General features: G+C 64.4%; 22 protein-coding genes and 1 riboswitch. Of the genes, 8 read left to right on the top strand and 14 right to left on the bottom strand.

Annotated features, from left to right (window positions below; genetic code table 11):
• Window positions 1-33 precede the first annotated feature (33 nt).
• From BXE_RS30355 to BXE_RS30345, 3 genes are all read left to right on the top strand, one after another.
• A complete protein-coding gene (locus tag BXE_RS30355) occupies window positions 34-1356 on the top strand; it encodes a sugar efflux transporter (RefSeq protein WP_040125325.1) in 1323 nt (440 codons plus the stop codon).
• Window positions 1357-1674: 318 nt separating this feature from the next.
• A complete protein-coding gene (gene gnd / locus BXE_RS30350) occupies window positions 1675-2772 on the top strand; it encodes a phosphogluconate dehydrogenase (NAD(+)-dependent, decarboxylating) (protein WP_267886388.1) in 1098 nt (365 codons plus the stop codon).
• Between the two features lie 14 nt (window positions 2773-2786).
• On the top strand, window positions 2787-3479 hold the full coding sequence (locus BXE_RS30345) for an HAD family hydrolase (RefSeq protein ID WP_011491941.1): 693 nt from the start codon (window positions 2787-2789) through the stop codon (window positions 3477-3479).
• Window positions 3480-3507: 28 nt separating this feature from the next.
• Here BXE_RS30345 and BXE_RS30340 read toward each other — a convergent pair whose 3' ends face one another.
• Together BXE_RS30340 and BXE_RS46700 are read right to left on the bottom strand one after the other, a co-directional pair.
• The gene (locus BXE_RS30340) at window positions 3508-4044 is read right to left on the bottom strand and encodes an ankyrin repeat domain-containing protein (RefSeq protein WP_011491940.1); all 537 of its coding nucleotides are present in this window, start codon (window positions 4042-4044) and stop codon (window positions 3508-3510) included.
• Between the two features lie 124 nt (window positions 4045-4168).
• Complete coding sequence (locus tag BXE_RS46700; RefSeq protein ID WP_040124693.1) at window positions 4169-4360, bottom strand: hypothetical protein; 192 nt, start codon at window positions 4358-4360, stop codon at window positions 4169-4171.
• Between the two features lie 337 nt (window positions 4361-4697).
• Between BXE_RS46700 and BXE_RS30330 the strand changes: the two genes are divergently transcribed.
• The gene (locus BXE_RS30330; protein WP_011491938.1) at window positions 4698-7091 is read left to right on the top strand and encodes a phosphoketolase family protein; all 2394 of its coding nucleotides are present in this window, start codon (window positions 4698-4700) and stop codon (window positions 7089-7091) included.
• 13 nt (window positions 7092-7104) lie between these two features.
• On the top strand, window positions 7105-8265 hold the full coding sequence (locus tag BXE_RS30325; protein WP_040125327.1) for an acetate/propionate family kinase: 1161 nt from the start codon (window positions 7105-7107) through the stop codon (window positions 8263-8265).
• A gap of 2 nt (window positions 8266-8267) precedes the next feature.
• Here BXE_RS30325 and BXE_RS30320 read toward each other — a convergent pair whose 3' ends face one another.
• A complete protein-coding gene (locus BXE_RS30320; RefSeq protein WP_040125329.1) occupies window positions 8268-8528 on the bottom strand; it encodes a BON domain-containing protein in 261 nt (86 codons plus the stop codon).
• A 128-nt stretch (window positions 8529-8656) separates the two neighbouring features.
• A complete protein-coding gene (locus BXE_RS30315; protein ID WP_011491936.1) occupies window positions 8657-9868 on the bottom strand; it encodes a D-amino acid dehydrogenase in 1212 nt (403 codons plus the stop codon).
• Window positions 9869-10051: 183 nt separating this feature from the next.
• A riboswitch (glycine riboswitch) is annotated at window positions 10052-10145 on the bottom strand.
• Between the two features lie 208 nt (window positions 10146-10353).
• On the opposite strand from BXE_RS30315, the gene BXE_RS30310 reads away from it, so the two are divergent.
• On the top strand, window positions 10354-10986 hold the full coding sequence (locus BXE_RS30310) for a LysE family translocator (RefSeq protein WP_007177352.1): 633 nt from the start codon (window positions 10354-10356) through the stop codon (window positions 10984-10986).
• A 15-nt stretch (window positions 10987-11001) separates the two neighbouring features.
• Here the strand turns inward: BXE_RS30310 and BXE_RS30305 are convergent, their stop codons facing one another.
• Window positions 11002-12252, bottom strand: coding sequence for an MFS transporter (locus BXE_RS30305; RefSeq protein WP_011491934.1), 1251 nt, complete (start codon window positions 12250-12252; stop codon window positions 11002-11004).
• 344 nt (window positions 12253-12596) lie between these two features.
• Between BXE_RS30305 and BXE_RS30300 the strand changes: the two genes are divergently transcribed.
• Window positions 12597-12992, top strand: coding sequence for a PaaI family thioesterase (locus BXE_RS30300; RefSeq protein ID WP_040125331.1), 396 nt, complete (start codon window positions 12597-12599; stop codon window positions 12990-12992).
• A 42-nt stretch (window positions 12993-13034) separates the two neighbouring features.
• On the opposite strand, the gene BXE_RS30295 is transcribed toward BXE_RS30300, so the two are convergent.
• The 3 genes from BXE_RS30295 to BXE_RS30285 form a co-directional block, all read right to left on the bottom strand.
• Complete coding sequence (locus tag BXE_RS30295) at window positions 13035-13562, bottom strand: GNAT family N-acetyltransferase (RefSeq protein ID WP_011491932.1); 528 nt, start codon at window positions 13560-13562, stop codon at window positions 13035-13037.
• Between the two features lie 6 nt (window positions 13563-13568).
• Window positions 13569-14141 (bottom strand): helix-turn-helix domain-containing protein, encoded by a 573-nt coding sequence (locus BXE_RS30290; protein ID WP_011491931.1) that lies wholly within the window; start codon window positions 14139-14141, stop codon window positions 13569-13571.
• A 103-nt stretch (window positions 14142-14244) separates the two neighbouring features.
• Window positions 14245-14817, bottom strand: coding sequence for a lipocalin family protein (locus BXE_RS30285; protein ID WP_011491930.1), 573 nt, complete (start codon window positions 14815-14817; stop codon window positions 14245-14247).
• A gap of 215 nt (window positions 14818-15032) precedes the next feature.
• Between BXE_RS30285 and BXE_RS30280 the strand changes: the two genes are divergently transcribed.
• On the top strand, window positions 15033-15743 hold the full coding sequence (locus BXE_RS30280) for a YceH family protein (protein WP_011491929.1): 711 nt from the start codon (window positions 15033-15035) through the stop codon (window positions 15741-15743).
• Here BXE_RS30280 and BXE_RS30275 read toward each other — a convergent pair.
• From BXE_RS30275 to BXE_RS30250, 6 genes are all read right to left on the bottom strand, one after another.
• Window positions 15740-16258 (bottom strand): SLATT domain-containing protein, encoded by a 519-nt coding sequence (locus BXE_RS30275; RefSeq protein WP_011491928.1) that lies wholly within the window; start codon window positions 16256-16258, stop codon window positions 15740-15742. The two genes, BXE_RS30280 and BXE_RS30275, sit on opposite strands and share 4 nt — an antisense overlap.
• A 123-nt stretch (window positions 16259-16381) precedes the next feature.
• Window positions 16382-17686: an acyl-CoA dehydrogenase family protein gene (locus BXE_RS30270; protein ID WP_011491927.1), complete on the bottom strand. Its 1305-nt coding sequence runs from the start codon at window positions 17684-17686 to the stop codon at window positions 16382-16384.
• A 153-nt stretch (window positions 17687-17839) separates the two neighbouring features.
• Window positions 17840-18745: an ABC transporter permease gene (locus BXE_RS30265; protein ID WP_011491926.1), complete on the bottom strand. Its 906-nt coding sequence runs from the start codon at window positions 18743-18745 to the stop codon at window positions 17840-17842.
• 2 nt (window positions 18746-18747) lie between these two features.
• Window positions 18748-19662, bottom strand: a complete 915-nt coding sequence (locus BXE_RS30260) for an ABC transporter permease (RefSeq protein WP_011491925.1) — start codon at window positions 19660-19662, stop codon at window positions 18748-18750.
• A 115-nt stretch (window positions 19663-19777) separates the two neighbouring features.
• On the bottom strand, window positions 19778-21073 hold the full coding sequence (locus BXE_RS30255; RefSeq protein ID WP_011491924.1) for an ABC transporter substrate-binding protein: 1296 nt from the start codon (window positions 21071-21073) through the stop codon (window positions 19778-19780).
• Between the two features lie 104 nt (window positions 21074-21177).
• Window positions 21178-22236: an ABC transporter ATP-binding protein gene (locus BXE_RS30250; protein ID WP_011491923.1), complete on the bottom strand. Its 1059-nt coding sequence runs from the start codon at window positions 22234-22236 to the stop codon at window positions 21178-21180.
• Window positions 22237-22283 lie beyond the last annotated feature (47 nt).

The following is a 22283-nucleotide window of genomic DNA, read 5'->3' as shown; positions in this document are numbered from 1 at the left end:
CACAGGCTGGCTTTTCCTGACCCACCGCCGCCCGTGTTGAAAACCTCACGTTTTTTCGATCTCCTGCGCATTCCCGGCTTCAAGCCGCTCGCCGCCGCAACCCTGATGCTCGGTGTGGCAATGTCGTTCACCGCTCCCTATCTTTCGCTGTTCGGCGTCGAGCGCGCCGGCATGACGCCGTTCAGGCTCGGCGTCTTCATGACGCTGATCGCGGCGAGCGGGGTGCTCGCCAGCACCTTCGCGGGCCGTTGGAGCGACGCGAGCGGACGGCATCGGCCGTTGCTGCTGGCAGCGCTGGTGGCGGCGGCGCTCGGCTATCTGTGTTTATGCGTGGTGCGTGACTACCGGTTGCTGCTGGTGGTCGGGATCGTCTTTATCGGCGCGGGCGGCTCGGCCATTTCAATGGTGTTCTCGTTCAGCCGCGCGGCGTTGCCGGTCGCCGACCCGGCGGAGCGCGTGTTCGCCAGCGCGACTTTGCGCACCATCCTGTCGGCCGCCTGGGTGTTCGGGCCGTCGGTGGGCGCGCTGGTGCTCGCCGCCAGCAGCTTCTACGGACTCTTTCTGTTCGCCGCCGCCAGTTTCGGCGCGTGCGCGACCATTGTCTGGCGCATGCGGGAGCCGCAGGGTCACCTGGGCGATCACACGGTGGAAGACACGGCGGCCGAGCCGTCGGCTTCGATCACCGTGCCGCCGCTGACCACGCCCGGTGAAGACGCGCACGAGGACTTGCCCGGCGTCGCGTCGGCCAACGACATCGGCCGCGCGGTGGCGGCGCTCACCTTGCTCGGCCTCGCCGCGAACGCGACGATGATCGTGTTGCCGCTCTACATCGTGCATGGCCTGAACGGCACGCATCTGGACGTGTCCGTCATGCTCGGCCTGGGGGCCTTGATGGAAATTCCGATGATGCTCGCGCTAGGCGCGAAGTCGTCGGCGCTGCACAAGCCGAACTGGCTCGGCGCGTGCGCGGCGGTGCATGCGGTGTATTTCGCCGGCATGGCGCTGGCGGGCAATGTGCACGTGCTGATTCCAATGCAGATGCTCAACGCGTTCGTGGTCGCCGTGACCTCGTGTCTCGGCATGACCTATGTGCAGGATCTGATGCCGCATGCGCCGGGCCGCGCCACCGCGCTGTTCTTCAACGCGGCGCGGGTCGGCTCGATTCTCTCGGGCGTGTTGTCGGGCTTGCTGGTGCAGGCGTTCGGCTATCGCGGCACGTTCATGTTCTGCGGCTTGCTGGCGTTGTGCGCGCTGGTGCTGTTCGCCGTGCCGGGCGATCGTTATCCATTGATGTGGCAGGCCGTGAAGCGTTTTGCGCGTTCGCGGTACGGCAAGCTCCAGGCAGGTCGGCGCTAGCGGCATAGTCCTGATTGCGAAACCGAAGGCCAAGGGTCGAAGTGTAAGAAGGCCGTCAGCCGAATCGAAGCCTGCGCGAACGCGATGCCGCGCAATCGCAGATGCCAGGAACTTTACGCCGCGCAAAACCTCTGCAAAGAAGCGTATCGTCTTTCCGTGCAGGCGGCGGTGCCGCTTCGCCGTGTGCTGGGTCCGGAATTGCTGCCGCGCGCGGAGTGCATGCAACGAAAGACGCAGAGAAAGACATAACTGCTGTAAAAGCATGGTGACGCGCGATCCACCACGCAGCCACTGAAACACTCAGCGAAAACGCAAAGATTGCCGCAGTACAACGAAGCAAAATCGAGCAGCGCAACAAGGCACTTTCCGGAGCGAGATATGCAGCTAGGCATGATTGGATTGGGACGCATGGGCGCCGACATGGTGCGGCGTCTGACGAAGGGCGGTCAGCAATGTATCGCGTACGACGTGCAGCCGGCGGCGGTGGAGAAGCTGAAGCAGGACGGTGTCGCGGGCGCGGCGTCGCTGGAAGATCTGGTCGCGCAACTCGACAAGCCGCGCGCCGTGTGGCTGATGGTGCCGGCGGCGGTGGTCGATATGACGCTGGAGAAACTCGTGCCCCTGCTGGAGCCCGGCGATATCGTGATCGACGGCGGCAATTCCTACTATCACGACGACATCCGCCGCGGCGCCGAGCTGGCGAAGCGTCAGCTTCACTATGTGGACGTCGGCACGAGCGGCGGCGTGGCGGGCCGCGAGCGCGGCTACTGTCTGATGATCGGCGGCGAGCCGGAGGTCGTGAAGCGGCTCGAACCGGTCTTCTCGACGCTCGCGCCGGGCGCCGGCACCGCGCCGGCCACGCCGGGGCGCGTCAGCGGCAGCAGCACCGCGGATCAGGGCTTCCTGCACTGCGGGCCGCTGGGCGCGGGGCACTTCGTCAAGATGGTTCACAACGGTATCGAGTACGGCATGATGGCCGCGTATGCCGAAGGGCTGAACATTCTGCGCCACGCCAACGCCGGTAAGCACGCGCGCGAGGCCGACGCCGAGACAACGCCGCTGCGCCGCCCCGAGTTGTACCAGTACGAGCTGAATCTCGCCGACGTCACCGAGGTCTGGCGGCGCGGCAGCGTAATCGGATCGTGGCTGCTCGATCTGATTGCCGGTTCGCTCGTCAGCGACGCCGATCTGAAGAACTACGCGGGGCGCGTATCCGATTCGGGCGAGGGGCGCTGGACCGTGGCCGCCGCCATCGACGAAGGCGTGCCCACGCCGGTGCTGAGCGCCGCGCTGTTCGCCCGCTTCAGTTCGCGCGGCGAAGCGGATTTTGCGAACCGGGTGCTCTCGGCCATGCGGCACGATTTCGGCGGCCACGTCGAAAAAGCGGCCACGCCGGCCGATGGACCGAAAGGCTGATTCAGGAGGCAGCGATGCAAGCCACTACCGCCACGCCGCATGACATCGTGTTTCTGTTCGACTGCGACAACACCTTGCTGGACAACGACCATGTACTCGCGGATCTGCGCGCGCACATGATGCGCGAGTTCGGCGCGCAGAACAGCGCGCGGTATTGGGAAATCTTCGAGACCCTGCGCACGGAGCTCGGCTACGCCGATTACCTGGGCGCGTTGCAGCGGTATCGGCTGGAGCAGCCGCGCGATACGCGGCTGCTGCTGATGTCGTCGTTCCTGATCGATTATCCGTTTGCGAGCCGCGTGTATCCGGGCGCGCTGAATGCGTTGCGGCATCTGGGCGCGCGCGGTCCCACGGTCATCCTCTCGGACGGCGACGTGGTGTTCCAGCCGCGCAAGATTGCCCGCTCGGGGCTATGGGATGAAGTCGAAGGGCGGGTGCTGATCTACATCCACAAGGAGCTGATGCTCGATCAGGTGATGGAGTGCTACCCCGCCCGCCATTATGTGATGGTGGACGACAAGCTGCGGATTCTTGCCGCCATGAAAAAAGCCTGGGGCGCCAGACTGACCACGGTGTTTCCCCGCCAGGGCCACTACGCGTTCGATCCGAAGGAGATCTCCAGCCACCCGCCGGCGGATGTGACCGTCGAGCGAATCGGCGATCTGGTGGAGATGGATGCCGAGTGGCTGTTGGCGGAGAAACGCTAGGGTTGCCGGCGGCGCGCCGCGCTCCGGTTCAGGAGCCGAGCTCCTTCAGGCGCGCTTGCGCGTCGCCGGCGCCCATGCGGCCGGCTGCATCCATTGCTGTCACGCCGTTCGCATCGCGGGCCTTCGGGTTCGCGCCGTGCGCGATCAGCAGTTCCATGATCGCCGTGCGATTGAACATGGCGGCGATCATCAACGCGGTGCGCCCGTCCGGCGACGCGCCTTCCACATCCGCACCATGCGCCAGCAAGGTTTCGATCACGCTATCGAAGCCCTTGAAGGCCGCACCTGCAATCGGCGTCTGTCCGTTGTCGTTGCGCAGATCAGGATCGGCGCCGCGTTCGAGCAGTGTGCGCACGGCGTCCACGTGGCCGTGGTAGCTGGCCAGCATGACGAGACTGTCGCCCTTGTCGTTGCGCAGATTCGGCGGCACGCCTTTTTCTATGACCGCCGCGAGCATGGCGGCATCGCCGCGCCGCGCGAGGTCGAAAACCTGCTGCGCGAGTTCGAGCAGCTCCGGATCGATCGGCTGGCCGGAGGGCGGGGAAGTATCAGCGTGGTCCGTCAATGGAATCTCCTTGCAATCAACCCGTGCGCCTCACGTCTCGCAAAGGCGGGAGAATATCCGCGAGGGCGCCGGCAGGATTGCTCAGGATACACAGTTTGCGCCGGGCATGCCCGCCCGGCGGTGCTCAGCCGTGGCCGAACAGCTTGACCAGCAAGCCGAACACGCCGATCAGAACGGCGACACCCGCGAACAGCAGCACGAATGTGATGACAAGGATCAACGGTGCTTTGAAGCGGCTGGGTGTCGGCATGATGGAATGGTCAGGGAAGGAGGCGGGCAGCGCGTGATATGCCGGATGCGGTCCGCCGTCGCGCATGCAGCGTGACGAGCTTAAACGCATTCACTTGATATGCGCATAAGTCTAGCGTATGCGGCGCGAAGTCGAGTGCCCGTGATCCGGCGGACACGGGGTTAGCTCAAGCTCTGGACGATTGCGTCGAACCATGCGGCACGCTTCCTGTCACACTGTGTGACGAGCGCCGGGTAGCGGCGCGAAATCCTGCTGTAACGGGCCTTTTGCCGCTACGCTTTCGTGATGTCATCCGCATGACAGGATGGCCGGCCGCGCTGATTTTTTTCGCGCGAGCGGTATCACGAACCACTGCCGCCGTACCCGCCAACCTTCCTGACAGTCCTTTCCAAGGAGTGACGTCATGGCTGAAGCAAGCTCCCGTCCCACACCGCCGCAAGTCCTGGATGCCGACACGTTGCGCAACATGGATCGCTACTGGCGCGCCTGCAACTACCTCTCGGCCGGGATGATCTATCTGCGCGACAATCCGCTGCTGCGCGAGCCGCTGAAACCCGAGCACATCAAGAACCGTCTGCTGGGCCATTGGGGCTCGGACCCGGGGCAGAGTTTCCTGCTCGTGCATCTGAACCGGCTGATCAGGAAGCTCGATCTGAACGTCATCTACGTGGCCGGTCCGGGTCATGGCGCGCCTGCCACGCTCGCGCATTGCTATCTGGAAGGACATTACTCGGAAATCTATCCCGACCGCAGCGAAGACGAAGCCGGCATGCAGCGCTTCTTCCGGCAGTTCTCGTTTCCGGGCGGCATCGGTTCGCATTGCACGCCCGAGACGCCGGGCTCGATTCATGAAGGCGGCGAACTCGGCTATAGCCTCTCGCATGGTTACGGCGCCGCGTTCGACAACCCGGACCTGATCGTCACCGTGATGATCGGCGACGGCGAAGCGGAAACCGGGCCGCTCGCCACCTCGTGGCACTCGAACAAATTCCTCAATCCGGTTCGCGATGGCGCGGTGTTGCCGGTGCTGCACCTGAACGGCTACAAGATCGCCAATCCGACCATTCTCGCGCGCATTCCCCGCGAGGAGCTCGAAGCGTTGCTGACGGGTTACGGCCACAAGCCGTATTTCGTCGAGGGCGACGACCCCGCCGTCATGCATCAACAGATGGCGGCGACGCTCGAACAATGCATCGGCGAAATCCGCGCGATCCAGCAGCATGCGCGCGCAAACAACGACGCGACGCGCCCACGCTGGCCGATGATCGTGCTGCGTTCGCCGAAAGGCTGGACCGGCCCGAAGGAAGTCGACGGCCACAAGGTGGAGGGCTCATGGCGCGCGCACCAGGTGCCGGTGCTCGACCCGGTGACCAATGGCAAGAGCCTGAAGCTGGTGGAAAACTGGATGCGCAGTTACGAGCCCGAGTCGCTGTTCGACGAAGCCGGGCGTCTCGTCGAAGAACTGCGCGAGCTCGCGCCGAAGGGAGCGCGCCGCATCAGCGCCAATCCGCATGCGAACGGCGGCTTGCTGTGCAAGACGCTCGACATGCCGGCGTTTGGCGACTATGCGGTGGCGGTGAAGAAACCGGGCGGCACGTACACGTCGCCGACCGAGGTGCTCGGCAAATTTCTATGCGACGTGATGCGCAGGAACATGACGAACTTCCGCGTGTTCGGTCCTGACGAAACCGCGAGCAACAAGCTCACCGCGATCTATGAAGCGTCGGAAAAAACCTGGCTCGCGCAAACCGAGCCGAGCGACGCGGACGGCGGCGATCTCGCGGTGGACGGCCGCGTGATGGAAATGCTGAGCGAACATACGCTCGAAGGCTGGTTCGAAGGCTACGTGCTGACCGGCCGCCACGGCCTGTTCGCCACGTACGAAGCGTTCGTCCACGTGATCGATTCCATGTTCAACCAGCACGCCAAGTGGCTGGAGAAAGCCAAACGCGATCTCGGCTGGCGGCAGCCGGTGCCGTCGATCAATCTGCTGATTACCTCGCTCGTGTGGCGCCAGGATCACAACGGTTTCACGCACCAGGACCCCGGCTTTCTCGACGTGGTCACGAATAAAAGCCCGGACGTGGTGCGCATTTATCTGCCGCCCGATGCGAACTGCCTGCTGAGTGTTGCCGATCATTGTTTGCGCTCGCGCGACTACGTCAACGTGATCGTTGCCGACAAGCAGCCGCATCTGCAGTATCTCGACATGGACGCGGCGGTCATCCATTGCACCAAGGGCATCGGCATCTGGGACTGGGCGTCCACGGATCAGGGCGTCGAACCGGACGTGGTGATCGCCAGCGCGGGCGACATCGCCACAATGGAGGCGCTCGCCGCCGTGCAGATTCTGAAGGAGCGGTTCGCCGACCTGAAGATCCGCTTTGTCAACGTGGTCGACCTGTTCCGGCTGATGCCCGAGCATGCGCATCCGCACGGGCTGTCCAACCGCGATTTCGATTCGTTGTTTACCGCGACCAAGCCGGTGATCTTCAATTTCCACTCGTATGCGTCGCTGGTTCACAAGCTCACCTATAACCGCACCAACCACGACAACCTGCACGTGCACGGCTATCACGAGAAGGGCAATATCAACACGCCGCTCGAACTGGCCATCATCAATCAGGTCGACCGCTTCTCGCTGGCGATCGACGTGATTGATCGCGTGCCGAAACTGCGCGGTGTCGGCGACCATGCGAAGGAATGGCTGCGCGGCCAGGTTATCGAGCACCTGGCTTATGCGCACGCCGAGGGCATCGACCGGGAAGAAATTCGCAACTGGACGTGGAAAGGCTGAGCGAGGCATGACCATGCGCACTCAAGACGGTGCAGAGGATCAAACGATCCTGGTGCTGAACAGCGGTTCGTCCTCGCTGAAGTTCGGGCTCTTCAGGCGTACGGGCGGCGACGAATCCCTTCTGCTGGAAGGCAGCGCGGAAGGCATTGGACGCAGCGACGGCAGCTTGCGGATCAAGTCGCCCGATGGCCGCGTGCTGGTGCAGCAGGAGCACGAGCTGGAATCGCAGACCGATGCATTGCAAAAGCTCGCGCGGGTTCTCGCGCAACAGCGTCACGCGCGGCCTTCGGCGGTCGGGCACCGGGTGGTGCATGGCGGACCGCATCTGCGCGCGCATCAGCGGATTACTCCGGAAGTGCGCCGTCAGTTGCAGGACGCCGTGCATTTTGCGCCGCTGCATATTCCTCCGGCGCTTGCGCTGATCGACGAGGCAGAGACCATTTTCGCCGACGCGCCGCATTTTGCCTGCTTCGATACGGCGTTTCATGCCACGCTGCCGCCGCGCGCGGCGCAGCTCGCGTTGCCGCGCCGTTATGTGGAGGCCGGCGTGATGCGCTACGGTTTTCACGGGCTCTCGTATGAATCGCTGGTGACGCGGCTCGGCGCCGGCTTGCCGGCGCGCGCGGTGTTCGCGCACCTCGGCAACGGGTCGAGCGTGTGCGCGTTACGCAACGGCCAATCGGTCGATACGTCGATGGGACTGACACCGACCGGCGGCGTGCCGATGGGCACGCGCAGCGGCGATCTGGACCCCGGTGTGCTGCTGTACCTGATGCGCGTGGAGAAGCTCGACGCGGGCGCGCTGGAGACGCTGCTCAATCGCGAGAGCGGCCTTGCCGGCTACGCGGGTGGCGAGAGCGATATGCAGGCGCTCGAAAAACGCGCCGCGGCGGGCGATACAAATGCGTCGCTCGCGCTCGATGCATTTGCCACTGCGGTGCGCAAGACGATCGGCGGCTATGCGGCGTTGCTGGGCGGAATCGATTTGCTGGTGTTTACCGGTGGCATCGGCGAGCACAGCGAGGAGATCCGGCGGCGCGTGTGCGACGGGCTCGCTTTCATGGGCCTAACGGAAAACGATCCGGCGGGCAAGGTGAGGGCGATTCACACGGAAGAGGAAAAGCAGATCGCGAGGCATTGCCGCACGCTGTTGCGGCAAACGGATGCAGCCTGAGCTCATTTGGGCTTGACGACGGTGTGATCCGAAACGCCGGTTACGCCGAACAGGCGGGTCACGTCTTCGAGTGCGGCGGTGCGTTGCTGATCGCGCTGCAGTTCGCCGCGCAGCGTGATGCGACCGCGCGAGACGTGAACCTTGACGGCGTGTTCAGGGACCGCGGAGTCCCAGGCGAGACGCCGCGTCGCCTCCGCGGCGATTTGTGCATCGCTCAGGCGTGCGCTGTCCGCCTGGTGTTTCGCGGCGCGAGCGTGTGGCATGTGTTCTCCACGGAAGCGAGACGGATGGGAGAACACTAGCAGAAGTGCGGGATTTTGCTCGCGTCGGATGACGGCGGTGATGTCGATCCAATCCGCCGCGCCGTCGGCAAAAAAATCCCGCCGCAAGCCTACTGGATCGCGCCCGCCAGCGCCTGCGCCGTTGCGGCCGACAAGGTCCAGCCCAGATGCCCATGCCCGGTGTTGTAGAACACGCCACGCCGTTTTCCTCGGCCTACCTTGGGCAACATGCTCGGCAGCATCGGCCGCAAGCCCGCCCAGGGAATCACGCGCGAGGTCGATACCTCGGGGAAATAGCGCCGGGTCCAGTCCACCAGCGGCGCGATCCGGTCCGAGCGGATATCGCGGTTGAAGCCGTTGATCTCGGCCGTGCCGGCCACGCGAAAACGATCCGCGCCCAGCCGGCTCGTGACGATCTTCGCGCTATCGTCGAGCAGACTCACCCAGGGGGCGCGCTGCTGGCTGATTTCGTCGTCGAGACAGACGGTGATCGAATAGCCTTTCACCGGGTAGATGTTCACGTGGTCGCCCAGCATGGCCGCAAAATCGCGGCTCTTCACACCGGCGCACACCACGATCCGCTCGAACGCAAACCGCTGCGATTCGCCGTCGAGATTGACCGCCAGCGAAAAGCGGCCCTCGCCAGGCTGCTCGATCGACGTGATCTCCGCGTCGTAATGAAACTCGACGCCATGCCGCACGCACGCCTCGGCGAGACCGCGCGTGAACTTGTGAATATCGCCGGTCGAATCGGACGGCGTGAAAAATCCGCCGTAGAAATCGCCATGCAGCGTGGGTTCGATGCCATGCAACTCGCTTGCCGTGACCGGACTGCGGTCGAGGCCGCCTTCGCGCAGCAGTTGGTTCACCTTGCTCGCGGCGTCGAATTCCTTGCGGGTCTTGTAGATGTGCAGAATGCCGCGCCGCTCCAGATCGAAGTCGATGCCCTCGGTCTCGGCAATCGAAAACAGATGCTCGCGCGCGGCAATCGCGAGCCGCACGGTTTCGACCGTGTTCGCCCGGTAGTGCGGAATCTGCCGCAGGAATTCGCCCATCCATGAGTATTTGTGCCAGGTGGGCGTGGGATTGAGCAGCAGCGGGGCGTCGCGCGTGAGCATCCAGCGCAGGCCCTTCATGACGGTGGCGGCGCTGTTCCAGACTTCGGCATTGCTGGCGGACAACTGGCCGCCGTTGGCGAACGAGGTCTCCATTGCCGCATAGCGATGGCGTTCGAAGACAGTGACGTGGTGGCCGCGCCGGGCGAGGGCGTGAGCGGTCGTGACGCCGGTAATGCCGGCGCCGATAATGGCGATTCGTGACATGACATGGTCCAGAGTAGTTGAGCATCACCGGTGTCGATTTCGTGTCGAAACCGGCGCTGATGCCCCATCTGTCCATGTACCTGAGAGTTTCTTCTCCGCGGCGGCCGGCCCGATGCGAGCCGTGTGCGGGGAATCCCCTTCGGTGGGCGCACAAGCTGTGCCGATGCGCCGCTCTCCAGATGTTCCTGCTGCACGGTCCTTTTGCCTGAGAGTTTCCGGGGCGGTTGCTCCGTCGGCGTCGTCACGAACATCTGACGATCTCTCCCGCGCTGCATTGCAGAACGGCTCGACAATACCGGTCAAAATAATTCGCCGCAAGTGTTTCCTGCCATGCATCGAACAAGTAGCGGTCTGAACGGCGTGTCTGAAGATGCATGCCGCTCATACTGCGATGCGAATCTTTCAGGCCGCCCGCGAGACTGAAACCGCCGGCATCGGCTATATTTGGCGGCACTATCCGACTTTCATTCGCAGAGGAGAATGCCGTGCCCGCCCTCACAACGCTGCTCGCCTTCGGTCTGGTCTCGCTCGGCATGGTGCTCACGCCCGGGCCGAACATGATCTATCTGATCTCGCGCTCGCTCTGCCAGGGGCGCCGCGCTGGCCTCGTTTCGCTCGGCGGCGTCGCGCTCGGCTACGTGTTCTACATGTTCTGCGCCGCATTCGGCATTACCGCGCTGCTGTTGACGGTGCCGTACGCGTACGACGCCTTGCGTTTCTGCGGCGCGCTCTATCTGCTGTATCTGGCATGGCAAGCGGTCAAACCGGGCGGCCGCTCGCCGTTCCAGGTGCGCGACCTGCCGCACGACAGCCGCCGCAAGCTCTTCACGATGGGGCTCGTCACCAATCTCGCGAATCCGAAAATCGCGGTGATGTACCTGTCGCTGTTGCCGCAATTCATTTCACCGGGACACGGCAGCGTGCTTTCGCAATCGATCGCGCTGGGCTGTGTGCAGATCGTTATCAGCGTGACCGTCAATGCGCTGATCGCGAGCATGGCGGGCTCGATTGCCGTGTTTCTCGCCGGGCGGCCGGTGTGGCTGCTGGTGCAGCGCTGGTTGATGGGCACCGTGCTCGCCGGACTCGCGGTGCGCATTGCGCTCGATTCGCGCCGCTGATTTTTTGCGGCGCGTTTATCCGCCGCGCGCCGAGCCCGAGCCCGAGCCCGAGCCCGAGCCTCTGAACACCCAGCCGTTGAACAGCGCCCCGCATAGCATCAACGCGCTGGTGATGAGAAACACCGACTGCATGCCGAAGTGCGCGCCGACAAAGCCGCCCGCGAGCGGCCCCGTGACCTGTCCCGTGTAGTTCGCCGAAGTGGCGTAGCCGAGGATATAGCCGGCGGAACGGTCGGGCACGCTGTGGCGGATCACGCTCGTAATGCATGGCAACAGGCCGGCCAGCGCGAGCCCCATCAGAAAGCGCAGCACCACCAGTTGCAGGCCGCTCGTGACGAACGCCTGCGGCACGAGCAGCACCGCGCACACGCTGAGACACGCCACGATCACTTTGGGCGCGCCGATCCGGTCGGCGAGACGGCCCACGCGCGAAGCCGCCAGCACGCTGCCGAGCGCGGAGGCCGACATCACGAAGCCCGACACGAGCGTGACGTGTCTCGCGTCGTGCACCAGCTGGCCGACGTACACGGTGATGATCGGCTCGATCGACATGTTGGCGAACATCAGCAAGCCGGAGGTGAACAGCATGGCCAGCACGGGGCGCAGGTCCGGCACGGTGGCCCAGCCGGTGGCCGCCCGCTCCTCGTGCGATTTGCCGCGTGTGCGGTCCACCGGTTGTTCCTTGACGAGCAGCGTGGTCGCAATGAAAGCGCAGAAGATCATCGCCCCCGCAATGAAAAACGTATTGCGGATGCCGATCAGCGGCGGCAGCGCGCCGCCCACCAGCGGGCCGACGAGACTGCCCGCCATCACGCCCGAGGCCAGCGTGCCGAGCGCCCAGCCGGTGCGTCCACGCGGCGTCTGCGTGGCGATCATGACGGTCGCGCCCGACGCATAGCCGCCGACGAGTCCCGCCAGAAAGCGCAGTCCCACCAGTTGCCAGACATTCTGCGCGAGCCCGAGCAGGGACATCACGACGGCCATGCCGAGGCTCGCGCGAATCAGGATCAGCTTGCGTCCGTAGCGGTCGGCCATGCGCCCCCACAGCGGCGACACCAGCGCGGCGGCGAGGAACGTCGCGCCGAACGCGACGCCCGACCATTGCACGGCGGCCGCGGCCGGATGCACGCCGAGCTGCTGAACATAGAGCGGCAGGAACGGCAGCAACAGGGTCATCGCGACGATGGTCGTGAACGAGCCGAACAGACAGACATAGAGATTGCGCTGCCAGTGGGGCGCGCCGTCGGCGGGAGGGGCTGAACTCATCGAGGCAGGATGGGAAGCGGAACGCACAGGGTCGGGCCGCAGGCGCGGCGAAGAGACGATTGTGCCTGAGTGCGGGCAATCGGGCTGGGGAAGCGGGCGAAGTATGGCTGGCCGTGCTCATTAGGTGCCGTTCGGTGCCGTTCGGTGTCACTCGGTGTCACTCGGTGTCACTCGGTGTCATTCGGTGAATTGCACGCAACGCGGCCGGGCAGACACGCGGCCAGATGTATGTCCGCGCCGGCGAGGGCAGCGCCCGGCCATGAACGCTAGTATGCTGACTGCTCGTCGTTGGGCGCGCGCCCCGCATCTTTCATTCTGAACATCATGAACACAAAGGCATGCTCATGTCCGACTTTCCGATCGACAACCCGTTTCTCGAATCGCTCGGTGTGCGCCTGACGCAATGGCGCGACGGTTACGCAGAACTGGTCATGCCGATCGATGCGAGCAAGCTCAATCGCCAGGGCGTGCTGCAAGGCGGCGCAATCGCGACGCTGCTCGATGCGTCGGCGGGTTATGCGGGAATCTTTGCGCCGGTCGGTGCTCCAGCGCGGCATGCTTTCACGCTGTCTCTGACTACCAACTATCTGGACAAGGGACTCGGTGAACTCGTCACCGCCAAGGGTTTTCTGGAGCGCGCCGGCCGTTCGATTTTCTTCTCGCGCAGCGAAGCGTGGGTGGACGGCAAGCTGCTGATCGCCAGCGCGCAGGGCACGTTCAAGTATTCGAGGACGGCCTGACGTGCAACGGCACAACGGCACAACGGCGCATCCACACCCCACTCATAGCGCCTTGTACATGATGGTGGTCGCATCGAATTTATCGGAATGCGTGTCACGCGCATATCCGGGAATCATGCCCGCCGCGCGATAACCCAGTGCGGCATAAAGCGGCTCGGCGTGGTCGCCGGTTCGCGTGTCGAGCGTGAGCAGTCTGCGCTGCAAGCCCTGCGCATGGCGTTCGAGTTCCGTCATCAGCGCACGCGCAATGCCCTGGCGGCGTAAAGCCGGATGCACCAGCAGTTTGCGCACTTCGGCGCGATGCCGCTGATTCGGCATCGTGTCGTAATCCAGCTGCACGGTGCCCGCAATGGCTTCGCCGTGACGCGCAACCAGCAGCACCAGGCTGCCGGCACGCAACGAAGCCAGCACTTTGCCGCGCCAGAACGCTTCACATTCGTCGATGCCGCATGGCATCACGAAGCCGACGCTGGCGCCCTCGTGCACACAGGCATGCAGCAGTGCGCCGAGTTCGGGAAGCCGACGCACGAGGTCGTCGGCGGAGAAAGCGGTGATGGTGGTCGCGCTCATGCCGGCTCACACAATGAAGAGAATGTAGCGGGCGCCGCTGTGCGCGGGCGTCACGAAAGCGCTCGCGCCGAACAGCTGATAGCGCAGGCAGTCGCCGGGTTGCAGGTCGTGGCTTTGGCCGTCCACGCTGATCCGCAACTCTCCTTCGAGCAGGATCAGATGATGTTCGAGGCCGGGCCGCGGCGACGCGTCGTAGGTGATGCGCACGCCGGCGTCGAGTTCGCATTCCAGCGCTTCGCCGCTCAACGCGCGTGCGGGCGGCGACACGGAGCGCCGCCGGAAGCCGACGCTGGCGTCGGTCCACAGCGGCTGGGCGGCGCGCGGCACGAGCGGCGCGAAGTCTTCTTCGACCATGTGCATGAGCCGCGACATCGGCAGGCCGTATGCCACGCAGAGCTTGCCGAGCACGCTGGCCGTGGGGCTCACGGCGGCGTTTTCGAGGCGAGAGAGCGTCGCGCGGCTGACGCCGCTGAGTCTCGCGAGATCGTCGAGCGACCAGTTGCGCTCGGCGCGCAGCGCCCGCAACCGCTGCGCGATGCGGCGGTCGATGGCGTTGTCGTCGGGGAGTGGGTTTTCCATATTCGGGAAATTATCTCGAATATGGAAAATGGTCAATCAGAAAAAAACGGGGCCGTGCGGCGGGCACGCAATAGCTGGTCGGCGTCTGGCCAGCAGACGCTGCTCACTCGTGCCTCGTCATGCGCAGCATCGAGGTGTCATAACCCAGTGCGCGAACCCGCTCGATCAGCCCGTCTTTGACGCTTGCAGCAGGTATCGCCTCCCGCGTCAGAATCCACAGATAACGTCCGCTCGGCTCGCCCACGATCGACCAGCTATAGTCGTCCGCATGATCCAGCACCCAGTAGTCGCCGAAGAAGAACGGGCCGAAGAACGACACCTTCAGCTTCGCATTGCCCGAACCGGCGACGACTTTCGCGCGGCCCCTGGCCACGTCCGGCGGCCCGTTCACGGAGCCTTTGCGGCAACTGTTGGTGACGTCGATCAGGCCGTCGCCGCGCGCGGCGTAGTCGGCGGTGACGGCTTCGCAATCGCGCTCGAAGCCGTTTTCATAGCGCGCCAGTTCATACCATCGGCCGAGATAGCGGCCCGGATCCACGGGTTTCGCGGGCTCGGGCACGCGCGCGTTGCCGCTTTTGCCGGCCGGGCTGAACGCGCAGGCGCCGAGCAGGCACACTGCGCCGACCACGAGTGAAATGGCGCTCAGGCGCAGGACCGACTGGCGGCGTAAAGGCATCGAACGACTCCATGAGTGAAGGACATCCGCTGGCAGCACGCCACGTGCCAGATGGCTCCGCGCGCGCCATGCCGCCGCGGAGATTCGTCCACCGCGGCGGCCACGGCCGTTTATCATAGTGCCCACAAACCAGAACGCGCCGCCCGGCTGTGCAGCGGTAACGCGCGTCAGCACGTCATTCACGAGACCCGGCGGCTCATACCGCGACATCATCCATGAACTCCACTCCCGACACTTCCTCCCGTCCTTCGATCCGCGCGCTGACCTTGCTTGAAGGGCGCGTGCTCGGCGTGCTCGTCGAAAAGCAGCATACGGTGCCGGACAGCTATCCGCTTTCGCTCAACGCGCTGACCTTGGGCTGCAACCAGAAAACCGGCCGCGCGCCGGTCATGAACGCCACCGAAGCCGAGGTGCTGACCGCCGTCGACGGCTTGAAACGCCTGAGCCTCGTCATGGAAGGCAGCAGCAGCCGCGTGCCGCGCTTCGAGCACAACATGAACCGGGTGCTGGGTTTGCCGAGCCAGTCGGCGGCGCTGCTCACCACCTTGCTGCTGCGCGGCCCGCAAACCGCCGCCGAATTGCGCCTGAACAGCGCGCGTCTGCATGGCTTTGCCGATATCTCGTCGGTCGAGGCGTTTCTCGACGAACTCGCGGCCAACGACCCGCCTCGGGTCGTGAAACTCGCGCGCACGCCGGGCGAGCGCGAGAACCGCTGGACGCATCTGCTGTGCGGCGAGGTGAGTGCGAGCGAGCTGGCGCAGCCGGGCGCCGAAGACGACGCGGTGCCGTTGTCCGCGTTCGAGGCGGTCAAGGCCGAACAGAAGCGCCTCGCCGACGAAGTGAGCCGGCTGCAGACCGTAGTGCGCCGCATGGCGGCGGAGCTGGGTATCGATGCGGGCGATCTTACGGCCGGTGAGGGCGCCTAGGCGTCGCGGCTGCGCGGCGTATCCGCGGACAGCGTCCGCTGGGTGCGATAGAAAACGCGCGGCGGCACGTTGGGCGAATCTTCGGCCAGCCGGTCGAGCTCGTCGCGAATCGCGGTGAGATAGTGGCCGTCACGCGCATCGGCATCGCCCGCAAAGACTGCTTCGAGCCTGCGGCGCACCGCGCCGTAGCGCGCGCCGGCGGCGCGGTGTTTTTCCGCGCGTTCGGCGTAGCGCAGGAAGGTCTGCAGCGCGGTGGAGACCGCGGCCGCCACGCTCACGAAGCCCACGAAGATCCTGAGCTCGGGCGAGACAGCGGTGGCATGCAGGGAGGCGAACACCGCCGTTCCCACGAAGGCGGTCAACGCGGTGGCGAGCCAGCCGACCTGGCGGTCGCGCGCCGATAGCAGGTCCGCCATGTCGTAATGGCTCATCTGGGATTCGCGCGCGCGGCGGATCCACTTCAGCAGAAGCTGGTTCTCGTCGACCGGAGGCTCGTAGGCAGGCAGATTCTTCATGTCGCTCGTCAGGGCTGTTCGGTTGCGCAAGCTTAGCGCATGCGCCTGACGACACTGTGCCACATCAAGGTGGCGGTGAAGGCGGCGGCCCGCACTGCGCGCTCCGCCGCCGGCCTGGCGTCCTTAAGCCGCTGCCGCTTGCGTTGTCGCTTGTGTTGCCGCTTGCGTTGCCGCGGCCACCTCCGTCTGCCGCGCCACCCCGAAACGCTCGCTGTGCGCGCTGCCATTCAGATAGAAGTCGCCGATCGCGGCCTCGCGAATGATCGCCGGATTGTGCGACGCCAGCACGCGCGCATTGCGCCAGTAGCGATCGAAGCGGTGCGTTTCGCTGGTGGCCGACGCGCCGCCGACTTCGAACAGCAGCGTCGCCGCCTGCAACGTCTGCTCGATGACGATCTGCTGCGCCTGGAAAGTCTGGATGTCCAGGTGAATGTAAGTCTGTTCGCCGGTGCGCCCTTCCTCGCGGGCGACGGACACTTCATCGATCGCGCGCGCGAGCGACGTGCTGATGCTTTGCGTCGAATAAGCGAGGCTCGCAAGGCGCCCGACCACGCGATGCACGAGCGGATTGTCGCGCGGACTCGAAGCACCCGGAACGCCGAAGGTCCGGGTTCTGGCTTGCGTGAACGCAACCGCATCGCGCAACGCCGCGCGGCTGATCCCGGCGAGATTCGCGATATGCAGTGCCTGATAGTAGGCCGTGAGCAGACTGTTGCGACGCGGCTCGGCGGCGTTATAGCGGCGGTAGAGGTTATCGGGCGAGACCGGCACCCGCGTGAAGCGCGCCGTGCCGCTGCCCGTGAGCCGTTGCCCGAATCCGTCCCAATCGTCGATCCGTTCGAGGCCCGGCGTGCCGGTTTCGACCAGCACGCGCACGTCGCTCGTGCCGTCGTGCGCGGTGACGTCGACCCAATCCGCGTACAGCGTGCCCGTGGTGTAGTACTTTTCGCCGTCGAGATACCATGCGCCATCCGTTTGCGTGAGACGCACGCTGTTGTTGGTGACGCCGGTGCGCTCGGACACCGCGCCGCCGACGATCTGACCTTGCACGATCTTCGTGAACCAGCGCTCGCGCAGCGATTCGTCGCCGTTTTCCAGCAGTGCCTCGATAAAGCCGCCATGCGCGCGCAGGATTTGCGGCAGATTCGAGTCCGCCTCGCCGAGACGCGTGACCAGCGCGAAGAATTGCGTGAGCGAGATGCCTTCGCCGCCGTATCGTTTGGGTACGCGCAGCCGGGTGTAGCCCGCCTCACGCAGCCATTCCACTGGCTCGTAAGCGAGTTCGCGCCGTTGCTCGCGTTCGAGCGCACCTTCGGCGATCCGGGCGAAAACGGGCGCGAAGCGGCGCGTCAGCGGATCGTCGCCGAAGAGTTGCGCGGCGTCGGCGATGCGGTGTTCTGGGTGGGTTGGCGATTGAACGGCGGACATGGGTTCTCCGAAACGGGGTGCGCGTGACGCGCAATCAGAGAACGGTAAGGGACAGGAACGGCTGCGAGCAACGAAGTATTTGGCCGATTCTTAGCAGCAGGAGTGAAATGCTTGCGCGGAAAGCGCCGCGGCCGCCGCGGCGCCGCGCAACCCCTATTTCAATCCCGCCACCGCGCGCCGGCGCGCCAGCAATCGCACGGCGAGCAGACACACGCCCATCACCGTCAGCGACAACACCGTCGTCATGGTGCCGAGCGCGTAAATCACCGGCGTAGTCACCGACGTGGTGAGTCCCTGAAGTTCGAGCGGCAACGTATTCTGGTCGCCGATTGCCTGCGAGGTGCGGGCAATCTCGTCCCATGAGAGCGTGAAGCCGAACATGGCGACACCCACCACCGAAGGACCGATGATCGGCAGCACCACGTACCGGAAGCTCTGCCACGGCGTTGCGCCCAGATCGCGCGACGCTTCCTCGTAAGCCGGGTTGAAGCGATTGAACACCGCGAACATGACCAGCAAACCGAACGGCAGCGTCCACGTGAGATGCGCGCCGAGCGCGGACGTGAAGAGGCCCATCGAGGTGGTGTAGGTATCGGCGAAAGACTGATGGCCCCACGCGGAGGCGAGGTACTTCACGCCGTTATCCAGCAGGCGGAACGTCAGGCCGATGCCGAGCGAAACGATAATGGACGGCATGATCAGACTCGCAACGCAGACGTAGAACACCGCCGTATCGCCGCGAAACTTTCTGCGAAACGCGAGGCCCGCCGCGACGGAAAACAGCACCGTCAGCACCGTCACGGCCACGGCGAGCCGCACGGAGCGGCCGAACGCGGCCCAGATATCGACGTCGCCCACACCGTCGCGCAGTACCGAGAACCAGTGCAGCGACACGCCGCGCATCGGAAACGTGAGGCCGCCTTCGGGGCCCTGAAACGACAGAATGAAAATGGTGATCACCGGTCCGTACAGAAACAGCACGAACAGGCCGAACAGCAGCGCGAGCCAGTAGAAACTCGCTGGCCGATGCTCGCGATGTTTGACGCGAATGGCCTGCATCTTCATAGCTCCTTGCGAATGTCCACGACGCGCGTCAAACCCCACACGATCATCAGCACCACGGCGAGCAGAATGATCGCATTGGCCGCCGCGGCGGGAAATTGCAGGTAACCGGTTTGCACCTGAATGATCTTGCCCACCGACGCGATCTGCTGGCCGCCCATCACGCCGACCGTCAGGAAGTCGCCCATCACGATCGTGATGACGAAGATCGAGCCGATCACGATGCCGGTTTTCGACAGCGGCAGCACCACGTCGCGCACTACCTGCCAGCCGCTCGCGCCGGCGTCGCGCGCGGCTTCGAGCAGCGACCGGTCGATGCGCATCATCGCGTTGAAGATCGGTACGATCATGAAGAACGTGTAAAGGTGAACGAACGCGAGCACCACCGAAAAGTTCGAGTACAGCAGCCATTCCAGCGGCTGGTCGATCAGGTGCGCGCCGAGCAGCGCCTGATTGACGAGACCGTTGCGCCCGAGCAGCGGCATCCACGAAATCATGCGGATCACGTTCGAAGTCCAGAACGGAATCGTGCAGACGAGGAACAGCACGGTCTGCATGCTCGTGGTGCGCACATGGAACGCGAGGAAATAGGCGATCGAAAAACCCAGCAGCAAAGTCACCGCCCACACGATCGCGCATAACTTGAGCGTCGACCAGTAGGTCTCGAAGGTGACGCAGATGTCTGTCATGGACGAACAGCCGTTGAAGATCGCCGCGTAGTTTTTCAACGTGAACGCGGGGATGATCTGGTATTCGTTGAAATCCCAGAAACTGACGATCAGCGTAATGACCAGCGGCACGATGAAAAACAGCAGGAAGGTCAGCGAGAGCGGCGTCGCCTGCAACCATGCCGGCGCGCGGCGGTGCTTGACGGGCTCGTCCTGCGCGTGCGAGGGAAGGTCGATCGTTGCCATAGGCGGATTTCTAAGGAATGACTTTGCGTTCAGACAGAGGGTGACAGCCGGCGCGCCGGGCGCCGGCTGTCACGTCGAACCGTGGCTTCGACCGCGGCGTTGACCACCGTATCCATCAGGCCGCGATGAACTCGTTCCACTTCTGGACCATGTAGATGTTCTCGTCCATCACCGCGTTCCAGCAGGCAATCGCGCCCATGCGCTGGTTGTACGAGCCGCCGTCGCGCACGGTGCCGGCTTTTTCGAGCAACTGGCCGTCCGGCGCCTTGATGTCCTGCGCGGCCGGCTTGCCTTCGATCCAGTAGTCCCATTCGTAGGGCTGCATGTGCGTCTTCGCGGTGTCGAGCACGCCCGGGTAATAGCCCTGACGCATCAGATACGCGCCCGCCCAGCCGTCCTGGAACCAGTTGACGAACTCATACGCCGCGTCGAGCTTCCTGCCTTGCAGCGAACGCGGGAAACCGAAACCCGATGCCCACGAACGATAGCCTTCCTTGAGCGGCTGGAATTTGCAGGCGATCCCCATTGTGCGGACTTTCGTGACGGCGGGCGACCACATGGACTGGATCACCACTTCGCCCGAGGCCATCAGGTTCACGCTTTCGTTGAAGTCTTTCCAGAACGCGCGGAACTGGCCGGCGCGTTTCGCTTCGATCAGGATCTTGATGGTCTGATCGATCTCGGCCTTGGTCATGTTGCCTTTGTCGCCGTATTTCACGTGGCCCATTGCCTCGATCGCCATCGCCGAATCCATGATGCCGATCGCGGGAATGTTCAGCAGCGCCGCCTTGCCCTTGAACTGCGGATTGAGCAGTTCCGCCCAACTGTCGATGGGCCGCTTGATCAGATCGGGCCGGATGCCGAGCGTATCCGCGTTGTACGTGGTGGGAATCAGCGTCATCCACTCGGTCGGCGTGGCGGAGAATTGCGTGGAGCGCGCACCGGTCAGGAACATCACTTTCTTCGGCGCGGTGCCTTGATCGCCGATCTTCTTGCCGTTGACTTCGCCGCGCGTGAGCACCGGCGTGATCCTGTCGGCGAGCTTGATGCGCTTCACGTCCATGCCTGCCAGCGTGCCGGCCGGAATCAGCTTCTTGAGCGCGAAGTATTCGGTGTCGACAATGTCGAACGAGTTGGGCTGGGTGATGATGCGTTTGGCGACGTCGTCAGTCGTCACCGGCACGTATTGAATCTCGATGCCGGTGTCTTCCTTGAATTTCTTCGCGATGTCGGCGCTCTGATTGACCGCCGTGCCGAGGTAGCGCAACGTGATTTTTTCCTGCGCGTGCACGTACGGAAAACCGGCGATACCGGCTGCCGCGACCGCGCCCTTGATGAACGTGCGGCGCGACAGGCCTTTTTCCTTCCCATCCGCTGCGGCCGGTGCCGGGCTCTCGTTCGCTTCACTCATTGCTTTCTCCTCAGTTGACGTTCGATTGACGTTCGGTTTTTGCTTGCTGGAAGTTTCGTGCGCGGCGATGCGGTGCTGCTTCAATGCGCAAACTTCATCGCAACTCAGGCCGCGAGCGGATGCGCGTCCTGTTCGTTCCACCAGACCACCACGCGAGCTTCGGGGCCGAGCCGTGCGGGGTCGTAGTCACCGTCGCTCACGAGCGAGATCAACTCGGGCGAGCCGTCGAGCGGATCGAGCGTCATGCGCAGATGGGTGCCCTGGTATTCGGCCTCGCGCACCGTGCAAGGCACGCCGCCAATGCGCGTCATACCGTTGTCGCCGCCGGCGTTCTGTACCGGCGTGACGCCATGCGGCACGATGCGCAGATGATCGGCGCGCACGGTAAACAAGCGGCCATTGGTTCTGAATACGTTATGCCCACCGAGAAAGCGCGCCACGAATTCGGTGCGCGGACGGTTGAAGACCTCGTGCGGCGTGCCGCTCTGCTCGATGCGGCCGTGGCTCATCACCACGACGAGATCCGCCAGCGCCATTGCTTCTTCCTGCGAATGCGTGACGTGCACGAAGGTAATGCCGAGTTCCTTCTGCCAGCGCTTGAGTTCGGCGCGCATCTGCACGCGCAGGAACGGGTCGAGCGCGGACAGCGGTTCGTCGAGCAGCAGGCAGCCTGGCTGATTCAGCAACGCGCGCGCGAGCGCGACACGTTGCTGCTGGCCGCCGGAAAGCTGCGCCGGCTTGCGTTCGGCATACGCCGACATGGCGACCAGTTCCAGCAACCCGGCGGCGCGCTTGCGCCGCACATCTTTGGCGATGCCGCGCATCTTCAGGCTGAACGCGACGTTGTCGAGCGCGCTCAGATGCGGGAACAGCGCATAGTTCTGGAACACCATAGCCGTGCCGCGCGCGGCGGGCTCCGCGCGCGTCACGTTGCGGCCGGCGATCAGAATGTCGCCTTCGGTGACGGATTCATGCCCGGCGATCATGCGCAAGGTCGAAGTCTTGCCGCATCCCGACGGCCCGAGCAGACAGCAGTACTGGCCGCCGGCAATGCGCAGATCGATTGCGTCGACGGCAAGCGAGTCGCCATATTGCTTCGACACGTGCACCAGTTCGATGTCGGCGGCTTGGGTTTCGAGCACCGTTGAAACAGGCTGAATCATCAGGAGGCGTCCTCGTGAACGGCGAAGAGCGGGGCGCGCGAAAACTG

Source organism: Paraburkholderia xenovorans LB400, from assembly GCF_000013645.1.
Taxonomy (GTDB): domain Bacteria; phylum Pseudomonadota; class Gammaproteobacteria; order Burkholderiales; family Burkholderiaceae; genus Paraburkholderia; species Paraburkholderia xenovorans.
This window is presented reverse-complemented; position numbering and strand designations above follow the sequence as displayed.

Bases quoted from the DNA above. Each gene is read 5' to 3' on its own strand.
- BXE_RS30345 (WP_011491941.1), top strand. From the start codon at position 2,787: ATGCAAGCCACTACCGCCACGCCGCATGACATCGTGTTTCTGTTCGAC.
- BXE_RS46700 (WP_040124693.1), bottom strand. From the start codon at position 4,360: ATGCGCGACGGCGGACCGCATCCGGCATATCACGCGCTGCCCGCCTCC.
- BXE_RS30330 (WP_011491938.1), top strand. From the start codon at position 4,698: ATGGCTGAAGCAAGCTCCCGTCCCACACCGCCGCAAGTCCTGGATGCC.
- BXE_RS30325 (WP_040125327.1), top strand. From the start codon at position 7,105: ATGCGCACTCAAGACGGTGCAGAGGATCAAACGATCCTGGTGCTGAAC.
- BXE_RS30320 (WP_040125329.1), bottom strand. From the start codon at position 8,528: ATGCCACACGCTCGCGCCGCGAAACACCAGGCGGACAGCGCACGCCTG.
- BXE_RS30315 (WP_011491936.1), bottom strand. From the start codon at position 9,868: ATGTCACGAATCGCCATTATCGGCGCCGGCATTACCGGCGTCACGACC.
- BXE_RS30305 (WP_011491934.1), bottom strand. From the start codon at position 12,252: ATGAGTTCAGCCCCTCCCGCCGACGGCGCGCCCCACTGGCAGCGCAAT.
- BXE_RS30300 (WP_040125331.1), top strand. From the start codon at position 12,597: ATGTCCGACTTTCCGATCGACAACCCGTTTCTCGAATCGCTCGGTGTG.
- BXE_RS30295 (WP_011491932.1), bottom strand. From the start codon at position 13,562: ATGAGCGCGACCACCATCACCGCTTTCTCCGCCGACGACCTCGTGCGT.
- BXE_RS30290 (WP_011491931.1), bottom strand. From the start codon at position 14,141: ATGGAAAACCCACTCCCCGACGACAACGCCATCGACCGCCGCATCGCG.
- BXE_RS30285 (WP_011491930.1), bottom strand. From the start codon at position 14,817: ATGCCTTTACGCCGCCAGTCGGTCCTGCGCCTGAGCGCCATTTCACTC.
- BXE_RS30280 (WP_011491929.1), top strand. From the start codon at position 15,033: ATGAACTCCACTCCCGACACTTCCTCCCGTCCTTCGATCCGCGCGCTG.
- BXE_RS30275 (WP_011491928.1), bottom strand. From the start codon at position 16,258: ATGAAGAATCTGCCTGCCTACGAGCCTCCGGTCGACGAGAACCAGCTT.
- BXE_RS30270 (WP_011491927.1), bottom strand. From the start codon at position 17,686: ATGTCCGCCGTTCAATCGCCAACCCACCCAGAACACCGCATCGCCGAC.
- BXE_RS30265 (WP_011491926.1), bottom strand. From the start codon at position 18,745: ATGCAGGCCATTCGCGTCAAACATCGCGAGCATCGGCCAGCGAGTTTC.
- BXE_RS30260 (WP_011491925.1), bottom strand. From the start codon at position 19,662: ATGGCAACGATCGACCTTCCCTCGCACGCGCAGGACGAGCCCGTCAAG.
- BXE_RS30255 (WP_011491924.1), bottom strand. From the start codon at position 21,073: ATGAGTGAAGCGAACGAGAGCCCGGCACCGGCCGCAGCGGATGGGAAG.
- BXE_RS30250 (WP_011491923.1), bottom strand. From the start codon at position 22,236: ATGATTCAGCCTGTTTCAACGGTGCTCGAAACCCAAGCCGCCGACATC.